The 15,350-nt window shown below is 63.2% G+C and carries 17 protein-coding genes; 8 read left to right on the top strand and 9 right to left on the bottom strand.

The window, feature by feature from the left end; translation table 11 throughout:
• Positions 1–128: 128 nt before the first annotated feature.
• From B2G88_RS15030 to B2G88_RS15020, 3 genes are all read right to left on the bottom strand, one after another.
• Entirely contained in the window at positions 129–428 is a 300-nt protein-coding gene (locus B2G88_RS15030; RefSeq protein ID WP_087715217.1) for a HalOD1 output domain-containing protein, read from the bottom strand.
• A gap of 168 nt (positions 429–596) precedes the next feature.
• A complete protein-coding gene (locus B2G88_RS15025; protein WP_054863005.1) occupies positions 597–1,484 on the bottom strand; it encodes a carbohydrate kinase family protein in 888 nt (295 codons plus the stop codon).
• Positions 1,485–1,516: 32 nt separating this feature from the next.
• Complete coding sequence (locus B2G88_RS15020) at positions 1,517–2,338, bottom strand: DUF63 family protein (RefSeq protein ID WP_087715216.1); 822 nt, start codon at positions 2,336–2,338, stop codon at positions 1,517–1,519.
• A gap of 161 nt (positions 2,339–2,499) precedes the next feature.
• Here B2G88_RS15020 and deoC point away from each other — a divergent pair, with 161 nt between their 5' ends.
• Positions 2,500–3,135, top strand: coding sequence for a deoxyribose-phosphate aldolase (deoC, locus tag B2G88_RS15015; RefSeq protein ID WP_054863006.1), 636 nt, complete (start codon positions 2,500–2,502; stop codon positions 3,133–3,135).
• On the opposite strand, the gene B2G88_RS15010 is transcribed toward deoC, so the two are convergent.
• Positions 3,136–4,320 (bottom strand): NAD-binding protein, encoded by a 1,185-nt coding sequence (locus B2G88_RS15010; RefSeq protein WP_087715215.1) that lies wholly within the window; start codon positions 4,318–4,320, stop codon positions 3,136–3,138. It abuts the gene before it with no gap.
• 117 nt (positions 4,321–4,437) lie between these two features.
• Here B2G88_RS15010 and B2G88_RS15005 point away from each other — a divergent pair, with 117 nt between their 5' ends.
• On the top strand, positions 4,438–4,740 hold the full coding sequence (locus B2G88_RS15005; protein ID WP_054863007.1) for a ubiquitin-like small modifier protein 1: 303 nt from the start codon (positions 4,438–4,440) through the stop codon (positions 4,738–4,740).
• Here B2G88_RS15005 and B2G88_RS15000 read toward each other — a convergent pair whose 3' ends face one another.
• From B2G88_RS15000 to B2G88_RS14990, 3 genes are all read right to left on the bottom strand, one after another.
• Complete coding sequence (locus tag B2G88_RS15000; RefSeq protein WP_087715214.1) at positions 4,741–5,649, bottom strand: GNAT family N-acetyltransferase; 909 nt, start codon at positions 5,647–5,649, stop codon at positions 4,741–4,743. It abuts the gene before it with no gap.
• A gap of 93 nt (positions 5,650–5,742) precedes the next feature.
• A complete protein-coding gene (gene gatD / locus B2G88_RS14995; protein WP_087715213.1) occupies positions 5,743–6,996 on the bottom strand; it encodes a Glu-tRNA(Gln) amidotransferase subunit GatD in 1,254 nt (417 codons plus the stop codon).
• A gap of 52 nt (positions 6,997–7,048) precedes the next feature.
• On the bottom strand, positions 7,049–7,246 hold the full coding sequence (locus B2G88_RS14990; protein ID WP_054863008.1) for a hypothetical protein: 198 nt from the start codon (positions 7,244–7,246) through the stop codon (positions 7,049–7,051).
• Positions 7,247–7,396: 150 nt separating this feature from the next.
• Between B2G88_RS14990 and B2G88_RS14985 the strand changes: the two genes are divergently transcribed.
• Entirely contained in the window at positions 7,397–8,065 is a 669-nt protein-coding gene (locus B2G88_RS14985; RefSeq protein ID WP_087715211.1) for a hypothetical protein, read from the top strand.
• Positions 8,066–8,070: 5 nt separating this feature from the next.
• Here B2G88_RS14985 and B2G88_RS14980 read toward each other — a convergent pair whose 3' ends face one another.
• Together B2G88_RS14980 and B2G88_RS14975 are read right to left on the bottom strand one after the other, a co-directional pair.
• On the bottom strand, positions 8,071–8,730 hold the full coding sequence (locus B2G88_RS14980) for an ArsR/SmtB family transcription factor (RefSeq protein ID WP_087715210.1): 660 nt from the start codon (positions 8,728–8,730) through the stop codon (positions 8,071–8,073).
• 86 nt (positions 8,731–8,816) lie between these two features.
• On the bottom strand, positions 8,817–10,121 hold the full coding sequence (locus B2G88_RS14975) for a hypothetical protein (protein ID WP_087715209.1): 1,305 nt from the start codon (positions 10,119–10,121) through the stop codon (positions 8,817–8,819).
• Positions 10,122–10,556: 435 nt separating this feature from the next.
• Between B2G88_RS14975 and B2G88_RS14970 the strand changes: the two genes are divergently transcribed.
• The 5 genes from B2G88_RS14970 (at position 10,557) to B2G88_RS14950 (ending at position 15,340) form a co-directional block, all read left to right on the top strand.
• A complete protein-coding gene (locus tag B2G88_RS14970) occupies positions 10,557–10,946 on the top strand; it encodes a DUF5802 family protein (RefSeq protein WP_054863027.1) in 390 nt (129 codons plus the stop codon).
• 81 nt (positions 10,947–11,027) lie between these two features.
• Positions 11,028–12,050 carry a Vms1/Ankzf1 family peptidyl-tRNA hydrolase gene (locus tag B2G88_RS14965; RefSeq protein ID WP_054863012.1) on the top strand — a complete coding sequence of 341 codons (1,023 nt, stop codon included), beginning with the start codon at positions 11,028–11,030 and terminating at the stop codon, positions 12,048–12,050.
• Positions 12,051–12,116: 66 nt separating this feature from the next.
• On the top strand, positions 12,117–13,148 hold the full coding sequence (locus tag B2G88_RS14960) for a DUF1611 domain-containing protein (RefSeq protein WP_054863013.1): 1,032 nt from the start codon (positions 12,117–12,119) through the stop codon (positions 13,146–13,148).
• Between the two features lie 3 nt (positions 13,149–13,151).
• On the top strand, positions 13,152–14,192 hold the full coding sequence (locus B2G88_RS14955) for a dipeptide epimerase (protein ID WP_087715208.1): 1,041 nt from the start codon (positions 13,152–13,154) through the stop codon (positions 14,190–14,192).
• A gap of 89 nt (positions 14,193–14,281) precedes the next feature.
• Positions 14,282–15,340: a hypothetical protein gene (locus B2G88_RS14950; RefSeq protein ID WP_054863028.1), complete on the top strand. Its 1,059-nt coding sequence runs from the start codon at positions 14,282–14,284 to the stop codon at positions 15,338–15,340.
• Positions 15,341–15,350 lie beyond the last annotated feature (10 nt).

The following is a 15,350-nucleotide window of genomic DNA, read 5'->3' as shown; positions in this document are numbered from 1 at the left end:
ACTGCCGTACTCGAGACGTCTGCCGACTGAGGCGGGACACAAACAGCAGTCCGACTGAAACAGGGTGAACCGGTGTCGGACCACCCCGTTGTGATTGCGATACCCCACTTGCAGGCGGGATGTCGACGTTACTGTGACGTTATTTCGACGTGGTCCGGAGTAACCGAAACCGTCGCGCCGTCGACATCGAATTCGACAACGTGAACGGCGCGATCAACACCAGACCGGGTCGGTTCGAACAGCGCATCGAGGGCTTCCGGATCGACGTAATCGTACAATTGTGTGCTCGCAGCAGTGACGTCCTCGTCATTGTATCGTGCCAACGCCGTCGCGACAGCGATACTTGGCGACTCCCCCGCTGGCCGGTCGTACGTCGTCGTTCGACCGTGCTGGCTACCGTAGGGTTCGCAGATCTTTCGTTCCGTCATATCTCACTCACCGTCACGTCTCCGTGACTGTCTATCTGAGTGACCAACGGCGTCGCCCATATAAGTACCGTCAGACACCACCCGGTGAGAACGAACCCAACGTATCGGCGCTCGTCACTCGCGAACGAACTCGAGAGGGAGCCATCGCGACTCGAGTCCACACGTCGCTTACGAATTCGAGCGTAACCCGAGGAATCGCGCAACTGTCTGGGCGTCGGGTGCCGTTCGTGCTCCCTGCTCGCTCGCCGTCAACGCCCCGCAAGCGTTTGCATACTCGAGGGCAGCCTCGAAATCGGCACCATCAACAAGTCGAGCGATGAACCCGGCGGCGAACGCATCGCCCGAGCCGACCGTGTCGACGGCCTCAATATCGAAGCCCGCGTGCGTGTACGTCTCGGTCGGCGTATGCACGGCAGCACCGTCCGCGCCGTGTTTGATGACGACGATCCGATCATCGAACGCCGAGCCAGCGTACTCGTCCTCGAGCAAGGCTGCGCGCTCGCGGTCGTTCGCGAAGACAATGTCAGCAACAGATAGCGCCTCGCTGTAGTCTCGGTCACCGATCCGGCGGCCGGGGTCGAAACTGACGGTTGCGCCGCCGTCGCTCGCCATCGTTGCAATCGCCGCCGCAGTGTCCGGGCGCTGACTCGTCAGATGAACGTGATCCGCGTCGCGGACTCGGCGCTCGTCGATCTCGTCCGGACCCACGGACTCGTTGACCCCGTCGTTTCCGAGGACAGCGACCTCACCGTCGTCGTCGACGAGTAGGTATTTCACCGCCGTATTCGCGCCGTCAACCACCCGCAGCCCCTCGAGTGAGACGCCTGCCGCCTCGAGATCGCGCCGAGCGAGCAGGCCGTTTTCGTCGTCGCCGACGCTCCCGATCAGGCCAACGTCGACCTCGAGGCCGGCGAGTGCGGCCGCGACGTTGGCTGCGCTGCCGCCCCCCGAGCGATGCTGCTCGTATATCGCTGCCTCACCGTCTGCTTCGGGGAATCTGTCGACATGAAGTGTCACGTCCCAGTTGACGTGACCGGCTGTAAGCACCGTACCCATTCAGCGAATGATCGTGGGCTGGCACAAAAAGTTTAGCCAACCATGAACAGCAAGACGTTGTGGACGCCCGGCCCTAATCCGACCGCTGCGATGAGCGCGAGGATGGTCCGAGCCTGTCGCGGTGCCTCCTCGACGTACTCCTTGAACAGGCCAAGGATGACCACCGCGAGAGCGACTTTGACCAGCACGAACAGCCAGCCGCCGCCGATGTACTCCGCTGTCGGCAACGCTTCGCCCGCCTCGAGAATCAGCCGCGAGACGGGAACTTCTTCGTGTGCACCAAGCAGATCGAACCCGATTGCTGTCGAAACGCCGTCTAAGGCGTGGCCGAAGACGACGAGCACGCCAGTCAGACTCGTTGTCGCGGCCACGTCAGTAAACCACAGGCCAAGTGCGAGCCACGCCAACGCGGTGACGATACCAGCGATGACGACGGAGATGACTGGGAAGAACGGCTCGAACGTGCCTGCCTCCCAACCGTCTACCACCGCAATCATCGCGAACACAGCGAAGAAGCCGGTACCAACGATTCCAACGACACGTTCAATCGACGATTGCAACCCGCCGGCGTAGAGAAAGATCCCGACGATCCAGACCAGCCCGGCGACAGTCGCCGTGAGCAAGTACACACTCGGCGAGGCGAACAACACCTCGATACTATCCGGATAGGCCTCGAGACGGTGCAAGACGTGTAACGTCGACCCAAACATCATCCATGGCGCGAACGCGATTACCGTCCGGTCGGTCACCGGCGGCTCAAGTGTCCACAGCAGCGCGAGTACCCCCCCGAGTACAACGAGCAGCGGAACGAGGAGATACCATGGCGGAAGCACGAACCCCTCTGGAACTACCATGTTCCTACTGGTTGGGACCACTGACTAACACTTTCCGATTACTGATGCACAACGCAGGCTGTCGAACGCCAACCCTGGGCTGCCAGAGTGGATCTCGCCCTCGAGTGGTGACCCCGTTGAGAACCGGGCGGGTTTTTGCCCGTTCACCGAGTCCGTCCGGTATGGATCGCACCGACCTCGCGCCGCTGATCGACCACACCGTGCTCGGGCCGGAAACGACACCCGAAGACATCCGGACAGTTCTCGAGGCCGCCGACGAGTACGGGATGAACGCCTGTATTCCACCGTACGCACTCGAGGAGGCAACTGAATACACTCCCGACGTGACCCTCGCGACCGTAATCGGCTTCCCGCACGGACAGAACGATCACGACGTGAAACGCCGTGAGGGCGTCCTCGCGTGGAAAGCCGGCGCGGACGAACTCGACGTGGTCATCAACGTCGGGCGACTGCAAGCCGGCGACGACGACGCCGTCCAGGCCGAACTCGCCGAACTCGTCGCTGCGGTCCCGATTCCCGTGAAAGTCATCATCGAGACCGCACTCCTCACCGACGAAGAGAAACACCGCGCCTGCGAGGCCGCTGTCGACGCTGACGCGGCGATGGTGAAAACCTCGACCGGCTTTGCGGATGGGGGCGCAACGCTCGCGGACGTCGAACTGATGAGCGAGTATCTACCAGTCAAAGCAAGCGGCGGGATTGGCAGCTACGACGACGCACTCGCCATGCTCGAGGCCGGAGCCGAACGAATTGGGGCCTCAAGCGGAGTCGCGATTCTCGAGGGCGCACCGGAGTAGTCACTCATCTTCGCCGAGTAACTGTGACACCACGGGCGACTCGTCCGACCCGAGCGCAGAGCGCACGAGCAGGTGCCCGCCCAGTTCCGCGAGACTGATGACGTCGTCAGCGCCTGCGCGCTCGAGTTTGCGCGTGTTCTGGCGGTCAGTTGCGGCGGTGACGATGCGGATATCCGGCCGGAGTTGCCGGGCGGTCAAGACGGCGAGGGCGTCTTCGGCGTCGTTGTCCGTGGCGACGAGGACGGCCCGCGCGTTCTCGATTTTCGCGCGCTTGAGGGGCGCTTCGTTGCTCGGATCAGCGGTGAGAACACGGATATCACGATCCGACAGTTCGTCCGCCGCCGAATCGTCGTCCGTGACAACGACGAACTGGGTATCCGCGGTGTGGAGTTCGGTGACTATCGGTTCGGTCAGGTCCCCGTAGCCGAGGACCATGACGTGATTGTCGAGGAGTTCGAGTTCTGAATCGGTCATTTTTCCGAGTGTCTTCGTAATGCGTGCCTGAATCGCGGGGCCGACGAGCGCCCCGATGGCGATACCGAAACTCGCCACGCCGAGGACCACGACGGACATCGTGAACAAGATTGCCTCTGGACTCGTCGGGCCGATATCGCCGTAGCCCACCGTACTCGAGGTGATCAACGTAAAGTAAAAGGCGTCGAGCACGTTCTCGATGCCGTCAAAATCTTCGCGCAAGGCGTACGCGCCGAAGGTGCCGTAGGCCTGGACGCCGACGAGCGCGCCGCCGGCCGCGAGTTGGGTCGTCGACAGTGAGAGTTCCTGATCGAATCGGTTGCGGGTGAACAGCAAGAACGGAATCGAGAGCAGCGAGAGTGCGATCAGCGGGAGCGAGTACCGGTTGAGTTGGAGGAGTCCCTGGATCGCCGTCACCGGCAACAGGATCAGCGTTGCCCACCAGCCGGCCCGCAGCCCGCGGCGCAAGGCGAGTGCGCTGGCGACCATCAGAAAGCCGGTCAGCGCGCCCGTAAAGCCGACCGCCTGCTGAACGGAGTCGGGAACGGAACCAGCGAGTGGCCCGAAATCGGCAGCCTCTTGGCTGATGTTGAGGACGCCCGTGACGACCGACAACAGCGCAACGAGCAACGCGAGCGCAATCGCGACGCGGACGGTCACCAGTCGCTTCCAGTTGTCTGGCAACCGCTCGAAGATTGCCTCGCCGACCATACTCCCCTTGCAGCCGTCGACGGATTAAACGCCTCCGACTTCGGCGGCGTCATCCTGGTTCGCACGCCAGACGTGGCAAACGGTAGCTACTTGCCCTCGGCACCGATACCGCCACCTATGCCTACCGAGTGGAAACTGTTCGCCGATCTCGCCGAACGCGCCGGCGAGAAACACGTTCGCGTCGACGCCAGCGCCGGCGACACCGTCGGCGACGCCCTCGAGGAACTGCTCGCGGATCGCCCGGCACTCGCAGAGCGTGTCCTCGAGGAAGACGGCGAAGAGCTGCGAACCCAGATCAACGTCTTGCGAAACGGAACGAACGTACTGGTCGAAGAAGACGGCCTCGAGACGGAACTCGAGGACGGAGACGAACTCGCGCTGTTTCCGCCGGTTAGTGGCGGTTCGGTTGAACGGCGCTGATTAGCGGTTCGTCAGATCGACCCCGAGCACGAAATCCGGCTCGTCAGCGACTCGCCCACCCGCATAAGCCGAGTCAGTGACGTACCGTGCCGTCTCGGGGAGTAGTACGCGCGTTCGATCCGCCTCGAGCGCAGCAGCATCGCGGGCAATCGCCCCAAACAGGGCGCGAGCGGAGTCAACATCGTCCCAGGCACCGACGCCGTACTCGGCCCAGCGGACGCGGTCGCCGTCGTCGTCCTCGCGGTCGAACGTCCGGACGCGATAGCTCATTCCTGCAAGCCCGTCGTCGCCTTCGACCGCGAAGACAGTTGTCTCGTTGGCGAACCGCTCGAGATCGGCCTGCGTGAGTTCGGAGAGCGCCCAGGATTCGTCAGAGTCGAGCGCCAGCCCCGCGAGTTCCGTACGGACGTCGCTGTGGGTCCAGTAGCGCCACGCGGCTGCGGGGTCGTAGCTGATCGACCGCGAGTCCGGCACCGCGGCGTCGGCGTCGGGCTCGACGTGGGCGAATCGAAACTCCGTGAGCGGGTCGAAGCCACTCGAGCGCGAGGCGGCAAAGGAGGCCGTGTTCCACGAGAAGATCATCGCGCGCCCGACCGTCGCGCCCTGTTCGCGCGCCCACGCGAACAGTTCCTCGTTAAGGCGCTGGCTGACACCCTGTCGGCGGTAGTCCGACGAGACGCGCAGGCTCTGGAACCAAGCTTCGTCGGGCGAGAGCATGATGGCCTGGACGATTCCCGCGAGGTCGCCGTCGATTTCCGCGAGGAAGGTTTTCTTGCCCTGTCCGGGTTCGTCCTCGAGCCAGTCGTGGTAGATGTCGGGGAGGTAGTCACCGCCGCGGTCCGTCCAGATGTCGCTCGTCAGTTCGCAGACGGCGTCGTAGTCGTCGGGTGTCGCTCTGCGGATATGCATATGGATCGAGTGGAGTGAACCAGATCTCGGTTGTCAGGTGTGTCGAACGTACTCAACAGTCGGTACACAACGTCGGCGCGATGGCACTGAAGCCTATTCCCAGGGGACGGACCGTTCCTGCAGTTCGCCCGCCAGCGAGGTTCCCATGGCTTCCTCGACGTGTTCGCTGTTTGCGAGCGCCCACATGAGTTTGACTTTCGCAGTTCCGGGAAGGGTGTCACCGGCCTCGAGAACGCCCGCCTCGAGCAGGTCCCGACCCGTGTCGTAGACCCGGTCACAGACCCGGCCGGAGAGACATTGACTCGTCATGACAGTGGTCGTACCGTTCTCGATCAGCTCCTCGATGCGCGGGATGAGGTCGGTGTGGACGTGGCCGAGCCCGGTGCCCTCGATGATCAGGCCCTCGCTGCCCTCGACGACGTCGAGGAAGGCGGGGTCCATGCCGGGCGTGAACTTGAGCAGTTCCACGTCGCTCTCGAGGGTGTCCTCGAGTGCGAGGTCCGTCTCGCCGCGTTCGTGGTAGTCGCGACGAAACTCGACGGTTTCGGAGTCGTAGTCCACCGTTCCGAGCGGCTCCGCGCCGACGGTTTCGAACGCGTCGCGCCGTGACGTGTGGTTCTTGCGGACGCGGGTGCCCCGGTGGAGCGCACAGCTGTCGTCGCTTTCGGAGCCGTGCATGCAGACGAGCACCTCGGCGCAGTCGCTCTGTGCGGCCTCGACGGCCGAGACGGCGTTCATCACGTTGTCCGAGGACGGCCGGTCGGCCGAGCGCTGGGAGCCCGTAAAGACGATTGGAACCGGTGTCTCGAGCATGAACGAAAGCGCCGCGGCGGAGTACTGCATCGTGTCGGTGCCGTGCATGACGACGACGCCGTCAGCGCCATTGTCGATCTCCTCGTGGACGGCCTGTGCGAGGTCCTGCCAGAGCGGCGGCTCCATGTTTTCGGAAAGGATGTTCGCGACGACGCGCCCGCGGTAGTTCGCGCGACCCGCCAGGTCGGGAACGGCTCGAAGCACGTCTTCGGCGTCGAACTGTGCTGTCACCGCGCCCGTGCGGTAGTCGACCGTCGAGGCGATGGTGCCGCCGGTCGAAATAAGCGAAATCGTCGGCAGGTCGTCGTCGAACTCGATCTCGGAGGCTTTGCCATCCTCGCCTACCGAGTCCGCGCCATCGATTTCGTAAACGTCTGACTCGAGGACTTCGACGGCTGCGTCGGCGCGGTCGATGCCAACGTTGTATCCGCCCTCGAGTTTGACGACGAGGTGGTCGTCGGTGCTCGAGGGGAGCAAGACGCCTTCGTACGTGCGATCCGCGCGGTCGACGCGAACGTGATCGCCTGGATTCATGCGCCAGTGTTGCGCGCGGGCAGACTTGAAGGCACGCTTTCGGCGACGTCGATCAGCCAGCGAAGCCGACGAGAATGAGTCCGGTGCCGGTCAGAACGAGAACGGCGATGATCAGTGCCGTCAACAGTTCGGCCGTCTCGAGGGCCTCCTCGGCAATCCCCAGTTTCGGGTAGAGGTGACGTGCGGCCGAGAGCAGTACAATCGCTCCGGCGAGTGCGAGCGCGCCGAAGGCGACCAGTTCGACGTTCACTCCCGGCCCTACCAGCCCGTCGGTCATAAAGCATTGTCACGGCCCCAAATTCGCCGGACTGGTGCTGTGAGTCTCCGCCACGAGCGGCCCGAAACGTGATAGCGAACTAACAGGGAAAGGTCCATGGTCCCGGCCACCCTGCGTTGAGACATGAGCGACCGCGCCGACGAGGTGACCGAATCCCGGGACGCCCGTTCGACCGACGACTTACTCGAGGAGACGGAGCAACTGCTCGAGGAGTCTGGAACCGGGACAGAGTCGCCACCAGCCGACGCGGAGGCAGGGACGGAGCCGAGCGCTGAGTCAGCGTCCGATATCGACGCTGAGTCGTGGCTGGGTGATTCGGAGCCGGCTACTCCGGATGCCGACACAGCCAGTGACCCGAGCGAGTCGGGTGGCGGGCTTCGTTCACGACTTCCCAGTCTCGGATTTGGCCTTGGATCCGGCCGCTCGAGATCGGTCTCTCCCAGCGAGTACTTCTCGCCGAAGGCGTTTCTCGCCGCTGCCCTCGTACTCGGCGTCGGGATGTTCGCCGGCGGCGCGGTCCCACTTCTGAGCACCATCGGCCAACTACTCGGGATGTTCGCCGTTGCCTTCCTCGTCGGACTCGTGACCTCGAAACGGCGCTATCTCGAGATGACGTCAGCGGGACTGCTGGTCGGTGTCCTCGGTGCATTCAGCGACTACGCGATGTTCGTCATGACGGGGTCGGGAACAACTGTCTTCTTCATTGGCGCAGCGATTGGACTGGTCTCGAGCGTCCTCGGCTACTACTTCGGACGTGACCTGCGCGATGGGTTGGCCCGCGATATCGAATAACAAAATCAGACCGTCGCCGTCAGTTCCCAGCCGCGTTCGGTCCGCTGGACGACTCCCTCATCAGCCATCACCTCGAGCAGTTCTGCGACGACCTCACGCGGGGCATCGATTTCTCGACTGAGTTCGCCGACGGCACGCGGCTCTGTGCGAATACAGGCCAACAGGTCGGCATAAATTCGGCTCTCGGGATTGGTACCGACCGTCTCCGAAATGTCATCGAGCACGTCACAGAGTCTACCCTGGACCCACCGCTGGGCGAGTGAGAGTTCGTTCTCGAGTCGCTCCAGATCCTCGAGTGCTCGCAGGAGGTCATCAAGTTCGTCGGCTTCGTCCCAAGAAATATCAAGCGAGAGGTGCCGACAGGACGTGATGTCGAAACTGTTACTGGCCGGATAGGCGCTCTTGCTCGCAAAGCCATACGGCGAGACGTTCACCTCGAGGCGGACGTTCCGGGCGATATGAAAGTACTTCCGGCGCTGGTCATCGACGCGGCTTTCGATTAAGCCCGCTTCCTCGAGTTTTCGAAGGTGTTCGATGACTGCTTTGGGACTCACACCGAGGTAGTCCGAGATTTCCGTGACGTAACAGGGTTTGCGGGCGAGTAACCGAAGGATGCGTCTTCGATTTTCGTTTCCCAACAAATCCAGCAACGCGGCGGAGTCCATCGACCGAGGGTATGGGGTCGTCGCTGAAAAGGGTGTCTGCTCGCGCCAGAAAACGCTTGTTGCCGAATCGACCGCAAGCGAGACGATTAGGGACCAGCGTGAGCCGGCGGACCGGGCGAATCAGACTGCAGAGCGTCGTTGTTTGCTGACCCGTTTCCGCTGGAGTCGTCTATGCCGGTCGAATTCGAACTTGCCGCGCTCGAGTTGTCGACTCCGGATGCCGGTGAACTCGAGTCGGTATCAGAACCTTGGTCGTCCGCGTCGTCGGACTCAGCGCGGTCCTCAGATTCAGTCGCGTCGTCAGTTCCGGAAGACGGCGCTTTCTCGTCCTGGTCGGCAGTCGAGTTCGAGTCTTGACCCTGGGTCTGGTCCTGTCCGGGGCCCCGTTCCTGACGCTGCTCTTGACCCTGTCCGTGGCCTCGTTCTTGCTCCTGGCCGCTCGAGGAACGGTCGGTGTGGTTCGACTGCGAGTCAGACGTTTCGGGCCCGGAAGCAGAATCAGACGCTGGACCACCACCGGTTCCGTTACCGTTACCCGCACCGGTGGGGCCGTTCTCGGAACCCTGTCCGGGCGAATCCGCGTTGCCGTTTGACGCACCCGGTGTGGTACCGGCAGGTGCGTTCCCGGACGATCCCTGTCCTGGAGCGTCACCAGACTGGCCCGGGGGCGTCTCATTTCCACCCGCCTGTCCCGGCGGCGTACTGTTGCTATTTCCAGCCTGTCCCGGCGGTGATCCGTCCGCAGCGTTCGGTCCCCGATCAGTCGGTGGTCCCTGTCCCTGGCCAGGGTGGCGGTCGAAGCCAGCGATCCCCTGTGATGTTTGGGTCACGTCCTCGTCCGCGAGCGCGCCCACATCCGATTTGAGCGACTCGAGGCGCTCATCCTCGACACCGGCCGCACTCGCACGCTGTGTCGTCTTTTCGATCTCTCGCTCGAGACCCGAAATTTCGACCGTCAGTTTCGTCATGCGGGCCTGGTACAGGCCAGGTGCATCCGCCGATTCTGCCTCGTCTCGAAGCTCGGCACGCTCGTCCTCGAGTCGGTCAGCGCGCTGCTCGAGAGTATCGACGCGGTCGCTCAGCAGCGCTGTTCGCTGTTCGTCGTCTGCCGTCTCGTACTTGGCATCGAACAGCTCCGAATCGACTGTATGCTCAGCGTCTGCAGCGGTCGACTGCATGAACGACGTCACGCTCGCGTTGGGTCCCGACTCGTTAGCACTGGTCTCCGATGCCGCTGTTGCCTGCTCGTCGGCGAGTGTCGGAACGGTATCCGATCCGGACGCCACGAACGCGCTCGCGACCGGCGCGACCGTGAGCCCGAGCACCGCGACGACGACAACGGCAAGAAGCCAGCAAATTCGAAGACGGGTGCGAACCCGAGAGGCGGTCATCGAGTGCAAGTAGTGACGGACCCGTTAAAAAGTCGAAGATTCGTTCGCACCGTTCACGGTCCGGTTTCAAGCCTCGAGAGGACTTCTTAGCGTTTAACGAGCGAAGAGAGCACGCGATAGAACGTATAGCGACGATTGACAGTCACGGTCCCGCGATAGTGAGACAGTACGAATCGGTCGATGGCTGGTCGGCACAGTGTCTCCCTCGAGTCCCAATCGAGATCCACAGTGCAACCCAGTGGGGACACAATGTGGCAGATCGTACCAATCACGGGCCAAAAATAGACAAATGTCCGCGGAAACGACAGTGAACGGTACTAGGGGAGAACCGGTCACCATCTCAGAAGCGAGACAGGAAGAAAACACCGTGATAGCGCGACGATTTAAACCTATCCGAAAACAGTTAACTTCTCCTACCCCATGGGTATTGTTACCATGTTCGAACTCTTCTCGCGAAGCTACTATCTCGGCCGTCTCTACGTGACGCCAACCGACCAAGATCGGGCACTGATGCACCGCGACCAGCACGAGCGACTCAATGAGCAGGTGTATGCAACCGGTGAGGGGATCGAGTCACTCGAGTCGCCGCTCGTGATGAAACTCGAGTCCAAGCACTTCCCCGTCCATGGCAACGAGGGTGTGCCTGCGAACACGCTTGCACTGCCGGAATCACTGCTCGAGGGCACTGACCTGCGGAACCCACCATCGCTTCGAGAGGTGTTTCTGGCCCGGCGTGAGCACGCACAACAGTTACTCGCGTACGCTGGTGGACTGCCACAGGACCCCGAGCAGACGGTCGAGGACTATTCCGGGTCCGGACACTGAACGCCGGGCGACCCATATCGCGGGACCATCGCTGCGAGAAGCCCGAACTTAGAAGTAGCCACGCAGCGCGTTTTCGCCCGAATGTTCGACCTCGACGAGGTGCTGGGACGCGCCGAACTCAAAGACCGCATCGCCGATCTCGAGGACGAACTCGAGCACATGGAGCGTCGCTACGAGGCTGAGGCGGATCGTCGATCCGATGCGGTGACAGCCCGCCAAGAGGCCGAAGCGGAGGTCAATCGGCTCGAGGACCGAATCGCCCAACTCGAGGGCGAACTCGAACGCGTCGAATCCGACGATGCCGGCATCGAGGTTCGTCGCCGCGAACAACTGCGCGGCGGCCGCCTCGAGACCGTTCTCGAGCGACTGCAATCGGTTCGAACCGACTCCGAGGGGGCGCTGACGGCCATTTTGGGTGGAGACGACGACCGCGAGACACTCGAGGACCTCGGAGTGGAGGATGTCCTCAGTGAGCGGACCGCACTGCTCGAGGATGCGTCCCCGTGTGTCTGCTGTCTCGACGATGCCGGCCTCGTTTCGGTCGCACTCGAGCCGCCCGTCCTGCCGTCGGCGCACGACTCGGGCTGGCACGACCGATTCAGACTCGAGCGCGAGTGGTTCCTGCCGACCGGGCGCTACGCGATTGCGCTGGTCCGAACCGACCTGTTCGCGCTCGGCATCTACCACGGCAACGAGCGCCTCGAGTACCACGGCTTCGAGAGCGACGTCAAGGGGAGCCACTCGAAAGGCGGCTTCTCGCAGGCCCGCTTCGAACGAATTCGCAACGAGCAGATCGACACCCATCTGGATCGCTGTGACGAGGCGCTCGCGAAACACATCGGTAGCCGACTCGAGCAGGCCGATGGAGGTGGACGCCAAACGAGCACCGTGGCGAACGGAGCTGGTGCTGGCGGTGGCGATGACGAGAACTCCGGCATTGAGCGCCTCTTTCTCGTCGGTCAGCGCGGCGTCGTCGACACGCTCGCCGACGAAATCGACCTCGAGCCCGCAGCGACTGCCGCCGTCGACGCGACCGGCGACCCGAAACCGGCACTCGAGGACGCCGTCCACTCGTTCTGGACCACGGAGTTACACGTCCTATAGGTCAGTAGACAACCCACAGCGGTCCCAGCGACCTCATTTAAGTGGCTCGTCGCCGATATCACAGGTATGCAGATTGCGATTCTCGCCCACGAGAAGTTTCCCGAGCGAGCGAAGACGGCACTTGGCGTGCTTCGCTACGGCACCGACGACATCGTTGCCGTTCTCGACCGCGACAACGCCGGCGCACGGGTTTCCGAATTTGTTCCGGACGTGCAGGACGCACCCATCGTCGCCGGCATGGACGATCTCGAGAGCGACGACGTCGATGCGCTGTTGATCGGCATCTCGCCCATCGGCGGCGAGTTCGACGAGACGTGGCGAGGCGACGTTCGCACCGCCCTCGAGGACGGCTGTGACGTGGTATCTGGACTGCACTACTTTCTCAGCGACGACGAGGAGTTCGCCCGCCTCGCCGCGGCGAACGACTGTGAGCTACGGGATGTTCGCAAGCCCAGTGACGACCTCGGCGTCGCAGACGGTGTCGCCGGCGATGTCGACGCCGAAATCATCCTCACCGTCGGGACGGACTGCTCGGTCGGGAAGATGACGACGACGATGGAACTCGCTCGCGACGCCCGCGAGGCCGGCTACGACGCCGCCGTGATCCCGACCGGCCAGACGGGCATCATGATCGAGGGCTGGGGGAATCCAATCGACCGCGTCGTTGCCGACTTCGCCGCCGGTGCGGTCGAGGAGATGATCATGGAGATCGGCGACGAGCACGACTATCTCTTCGTCGAGGGCCAGGGAAGCATCGTCCATCCCGCCTACTCCGCCGTCACGTGTGGCATTCTCCACGGGTCGATGGCCGACAAACTGGTGTTGTGCCACAACGCCGGCCAGGAGGCCATCCACGGCTACGAGTCGTTCGAACTGCCCTCGCTCTCGACCTACGTCGACCTCTACGAGGGACTGGCCGGCCCCGTCAGCGACGCTGACATCGTCGCCGGCGCGCTCAATACATCCGGATTAGACAGCGACGACGAGGCTGCCGCTGCGGAAGCCGTCGAGACCTACGCCGACGAACTCGGCGTCCCCGCAACAGATGTGATCCGCTTCGAGACGGACACCGTATTGGAGGCACTGCTCGAGGACTGACCGATGATCGCATCTACCGATTTCGAGCGACGAACGCTCGCACTCGAGTACGCCTTCGGCATCGCCCGCGGAACCCAGACCGAGACGGACGCCGTGACGGTCCACATCGAAGACGACGAGGGCCACGTCGGGATCGGCGCTGCGACACCGTCGTCACACTACGGCGAGACGGCGGCGACGGTCGAGGCAGTCCTGCCCGACCTGCTGGCAGTCGTCGAAGACGTGGGCGATCCACACCACCTCGAGCGCATCGAGCGCCGCATGCGCGAGACGGTGCACCGAAACCCCGCCGCCCGCGTGGCCGTCAGTATTGCGTTACACGACCTCGTCGCAAAGCGCCTCGAGGTTCCACTGTATCGCTACTGGGGGCTCGACCCGACGAACACGGTCGAGACGTCCTACACCATCGGTCTCGACGACCTCGAGACGATGCGCGAGAAAACCGCCGACGCACTCGAGCGCGGCCACGGGACGCTGAAGATTAAACTCGGCACCGACCGCGACATCGAGATCATCGAGGCGATCCGAGACGTTGCACCCGATGTTCGCCTCTATGCCGATGCGAACGAAGCCTGGACGCCCCGCGAGGCTGTTACGCGGATCGAGCGCCTCGCCGCGTTCGACCTCGAGTTCATCGAACAGCCGGTTCCCGCAGCAAATCCGGACGGATTGCAGTTCGTCTACGAGCGTGCCGCGCTCCCAGTTGCCGCCGACGAGTCCTGTCTCACACTCGCCGACGTTCCACAGGTTGCAGACCGGTGTGACATCGTGAACCTGAAACTGATGAAATGCGGCAGCCTCCGCGAAGCGATGCGGATGATCCACACCGCCCGCGCACACGGCCTCGAGGTGATGTGTGGCTGTATGACCGAATCCCACGCCTCGATTGCCGCTGCCTGTCACCTCGCACCGCTGCTCGACTACGCCGACCTCGACGGCCCGCTGTTGCTCGCCGAGGACCCCTACGCGGGCGTCCCCATGCCAGACGGCCGAATCGACCTCGCCGGCCTCGAGCGGGCGGGCACCGGCGCACGCCTCGAGTAGTCCTGTCGTCCGCGTTCAGTCATCGATAGACACAGTCGCCTCGAGCGCCAACATGGTTTACATCGGTCGAGGATGTGCGACTCTCTGCCATGACTGATGAGATGGATGTGGGACGCGTCTCTCGACGAACACTGCTGAGAGCATCGGGCGGGGCGCTCGCCGTTTCTGCGGTCGGAACGGGACAGACCGCGGCCGCCAGTGATGCGTCGACTCGAGCGGGTGCAGCCGCGTTCGAGCGCTGTCCCGACGCCACGTTACGGCCGAGTATGGGCTACTGTGCCGGAGCCAGTACCGTCGGCTGCGACGACGATCACCCGGTAACACAGGAGCTACAAGCTGCCGTCCGCGAGACACTCACGGAGCGCTACGACGACGTCGGCGCGTTGATCGACGCCGGCTTCAAGCCCTACTTCGATACGCTCGACGTCGCCGACGAAGACGGCTGGTCTCACTGGCTCAACCCGGAATACATCGGCGACGACACCGTGCTCGACCCCGAGCGCCCGGAATCCGTTCTCGTTGATAACACCTCCTGGCGATCCATCGGCGTCATGTTCATCGCGACGCGCAACGGCGAGCCAGTCGACCCACCCGCAGTGTACGACAACGACGAGGCTGTCTGGGACGAGCGAAATGAACGACGCGCAGAAAACGAGGATCACGACTACGAGTACGGCCACGACGACGGCGACAGCGATTCCGGCGGTAACGGTGGCCATGGTCACGGCAACGGCCACAACGATCACGACTACAACGGCCCCGACCATGAGGACGAGCACAATCACGACCATGGCCCCATCGGCCACGAAGACCGCTGTTCACCCTGGCACTACCACGCCGGCCTCCCCGGCCGCTTCGCCTGGTGGTATTACCGCCAGGCCTACGAACAGGACTTTTCCGATGGCGACCTCGAGATTCCGTGTCGGACCCCCTGCATGATGCACGTCTGGACGGTCGACCACCCCGACGGCGTCTACGCACACGGCGGCCCGCCAGCGGACGCCCGCGAGCGTACGCCGGCTGATGAAGCTGGCTTCGAAACCAACGCTGAACCCGGCACCGACGAACTCGACTGGGACATCCTCCCCGATGAACTCGTCCCTGACGAGCGACCGGACGAACTCACAATCCCCGGCGTCAGAAAGTAGCGCTAAGAAC

Source organism: Natronolimnobius baerhuensis, assembly GCF_002177135.1.
Taxonomy (GTDB): domain Archaea; phylum Halobacteriota; class Halobacteria; order Halobacteriales; family Natrialbaceae; genus Natronolimnobius; species Natronolimnobius baerhuensis.
Note: the sequence above shows the minus strand (reverse complement) of the source record. Positions and strands in the feature narration are given on the sequence as shown.

What these genes read in the sequence shown, in the direction of transcription:
- B2G88_RS15030 (WP_087715217.1), bottom strand. Translation starts at nt 428, where the DNA reads ATGACGGAACGAAAGATCTGCGAACCCTACGGTAGCCAGCACGGTCGA.
- B2G88_RS15025 (WP_054863005.1), bottom strand. Translation starts at nt 1,484, where the DNA reads ATGGGTACGGTGCTTACAGCCGGTCACGTCAACTGGGACGTGACACTT.
- B2G88_RS15020 (WP_087715216.1), bottom strand. Translation starts at nt 2,338, where the DNA reads ATGGTAGTTCCAGAGGGGTTCGTGCTTCCGCCATGGTATCTCCTCGTT.
- deoC (WP_054863006.1), top strand. Translation starts at nt 2,500, where the DNA reads ATGGATCGCACCGACCTCGCGCCGCTGATCGACCACACCGTGCTCGGG.
- B2G88_RS15010 (WP_087715215.1), bottom strand. Translation starts at nt 4,320, where the DNA reads ATGGTCGGCGAGGCAATCTTCGAGCGGTTGCCAGACAACTGGAAGCGA.
- B2G88_RS15005 (WP_054863007.1), top strand. Translation starts at nt 4,438, where the DNA reads ATGCCTACCGAGTGGAAACTGTTCGCCGATCTCGCCGAACGCGCCGGC.
- B2G88_RS15000 (WP_087715214.1), bottom strand. Translation starts at nt 5,649, where the DNA reads ATGCATATCCGCAGAGCGACACCCGACGACTACGACGCCGTCTGCGAA.
- gatD (WP_087715213.1), bottom strand. Translation starts at nt 6,996, where the DNA reads ATGAATCCAGGCGATCACGTTCGCGTCGACCGCGCGGATCGCACGTAC.
- B2G88_RS14985 (WP_087715211.1), top strand. Translation starts at nt 7,397, where the DNA reads ATGAGCGACCGCGCCGACGAGGTGACCGAATCCCGGGACGCCCGTTCG.
- B2G88_RS14980 (WP_087715210.1), bottom strand. Translation starts at nt 8,730, where the DNA reads ATGGACTCCGCCGCGTTGCTGGATTTGTTGGGAAACGAAAATCGAAGA.
- B2G88_RS14975 (WP_087715209.1), bottom strand. Translation starts at nt 10,121, where the DNA reads ATGACCGCCTCTCGGGTTCGCACCCGTCTTCGAATTTGCTGGCTTCTT.
- B2G88_RS14970 (WP_054863027.1), top strand. Translation starts at nt 10,557, where the DNA reads ATGTTCGAACTCTTCTCGCGAAGCTACTATCTCGGCCGTCTCTACGTG.
- B2G88_RS14965 (WP_054863012.1), top strand. Translation starts at nt 11,028, where the DNA reads ATGTTCGACCTCGACGAGGTGCTGGGACGCGCCGAACTCAAAGACCGC.
- B2G88_RS14960 (WP_054863013.1), top strand. Translation starts at nt 12,117, where the DNA reads ATGCAGATTGCGATTCTCGCCCACGAGAAGTTTCCCGAGCGAGCGAAG.
- B2G88_RS14955 (WP_087715208.1), top strand. Translation starts at nt 13,152, where the DNA reads ATGATCGCATCTACCGATTTCGAGCGACGAACGCTCGCACTCGAGTAC.
- B2G88_RS14950 (WP_054863028.1), top strand. Translation starts at nt 14,282, where the DNA reads ATGACTGATGAGATGGATGTGGGACGCGTCTCTCGACGAACACTGCTG.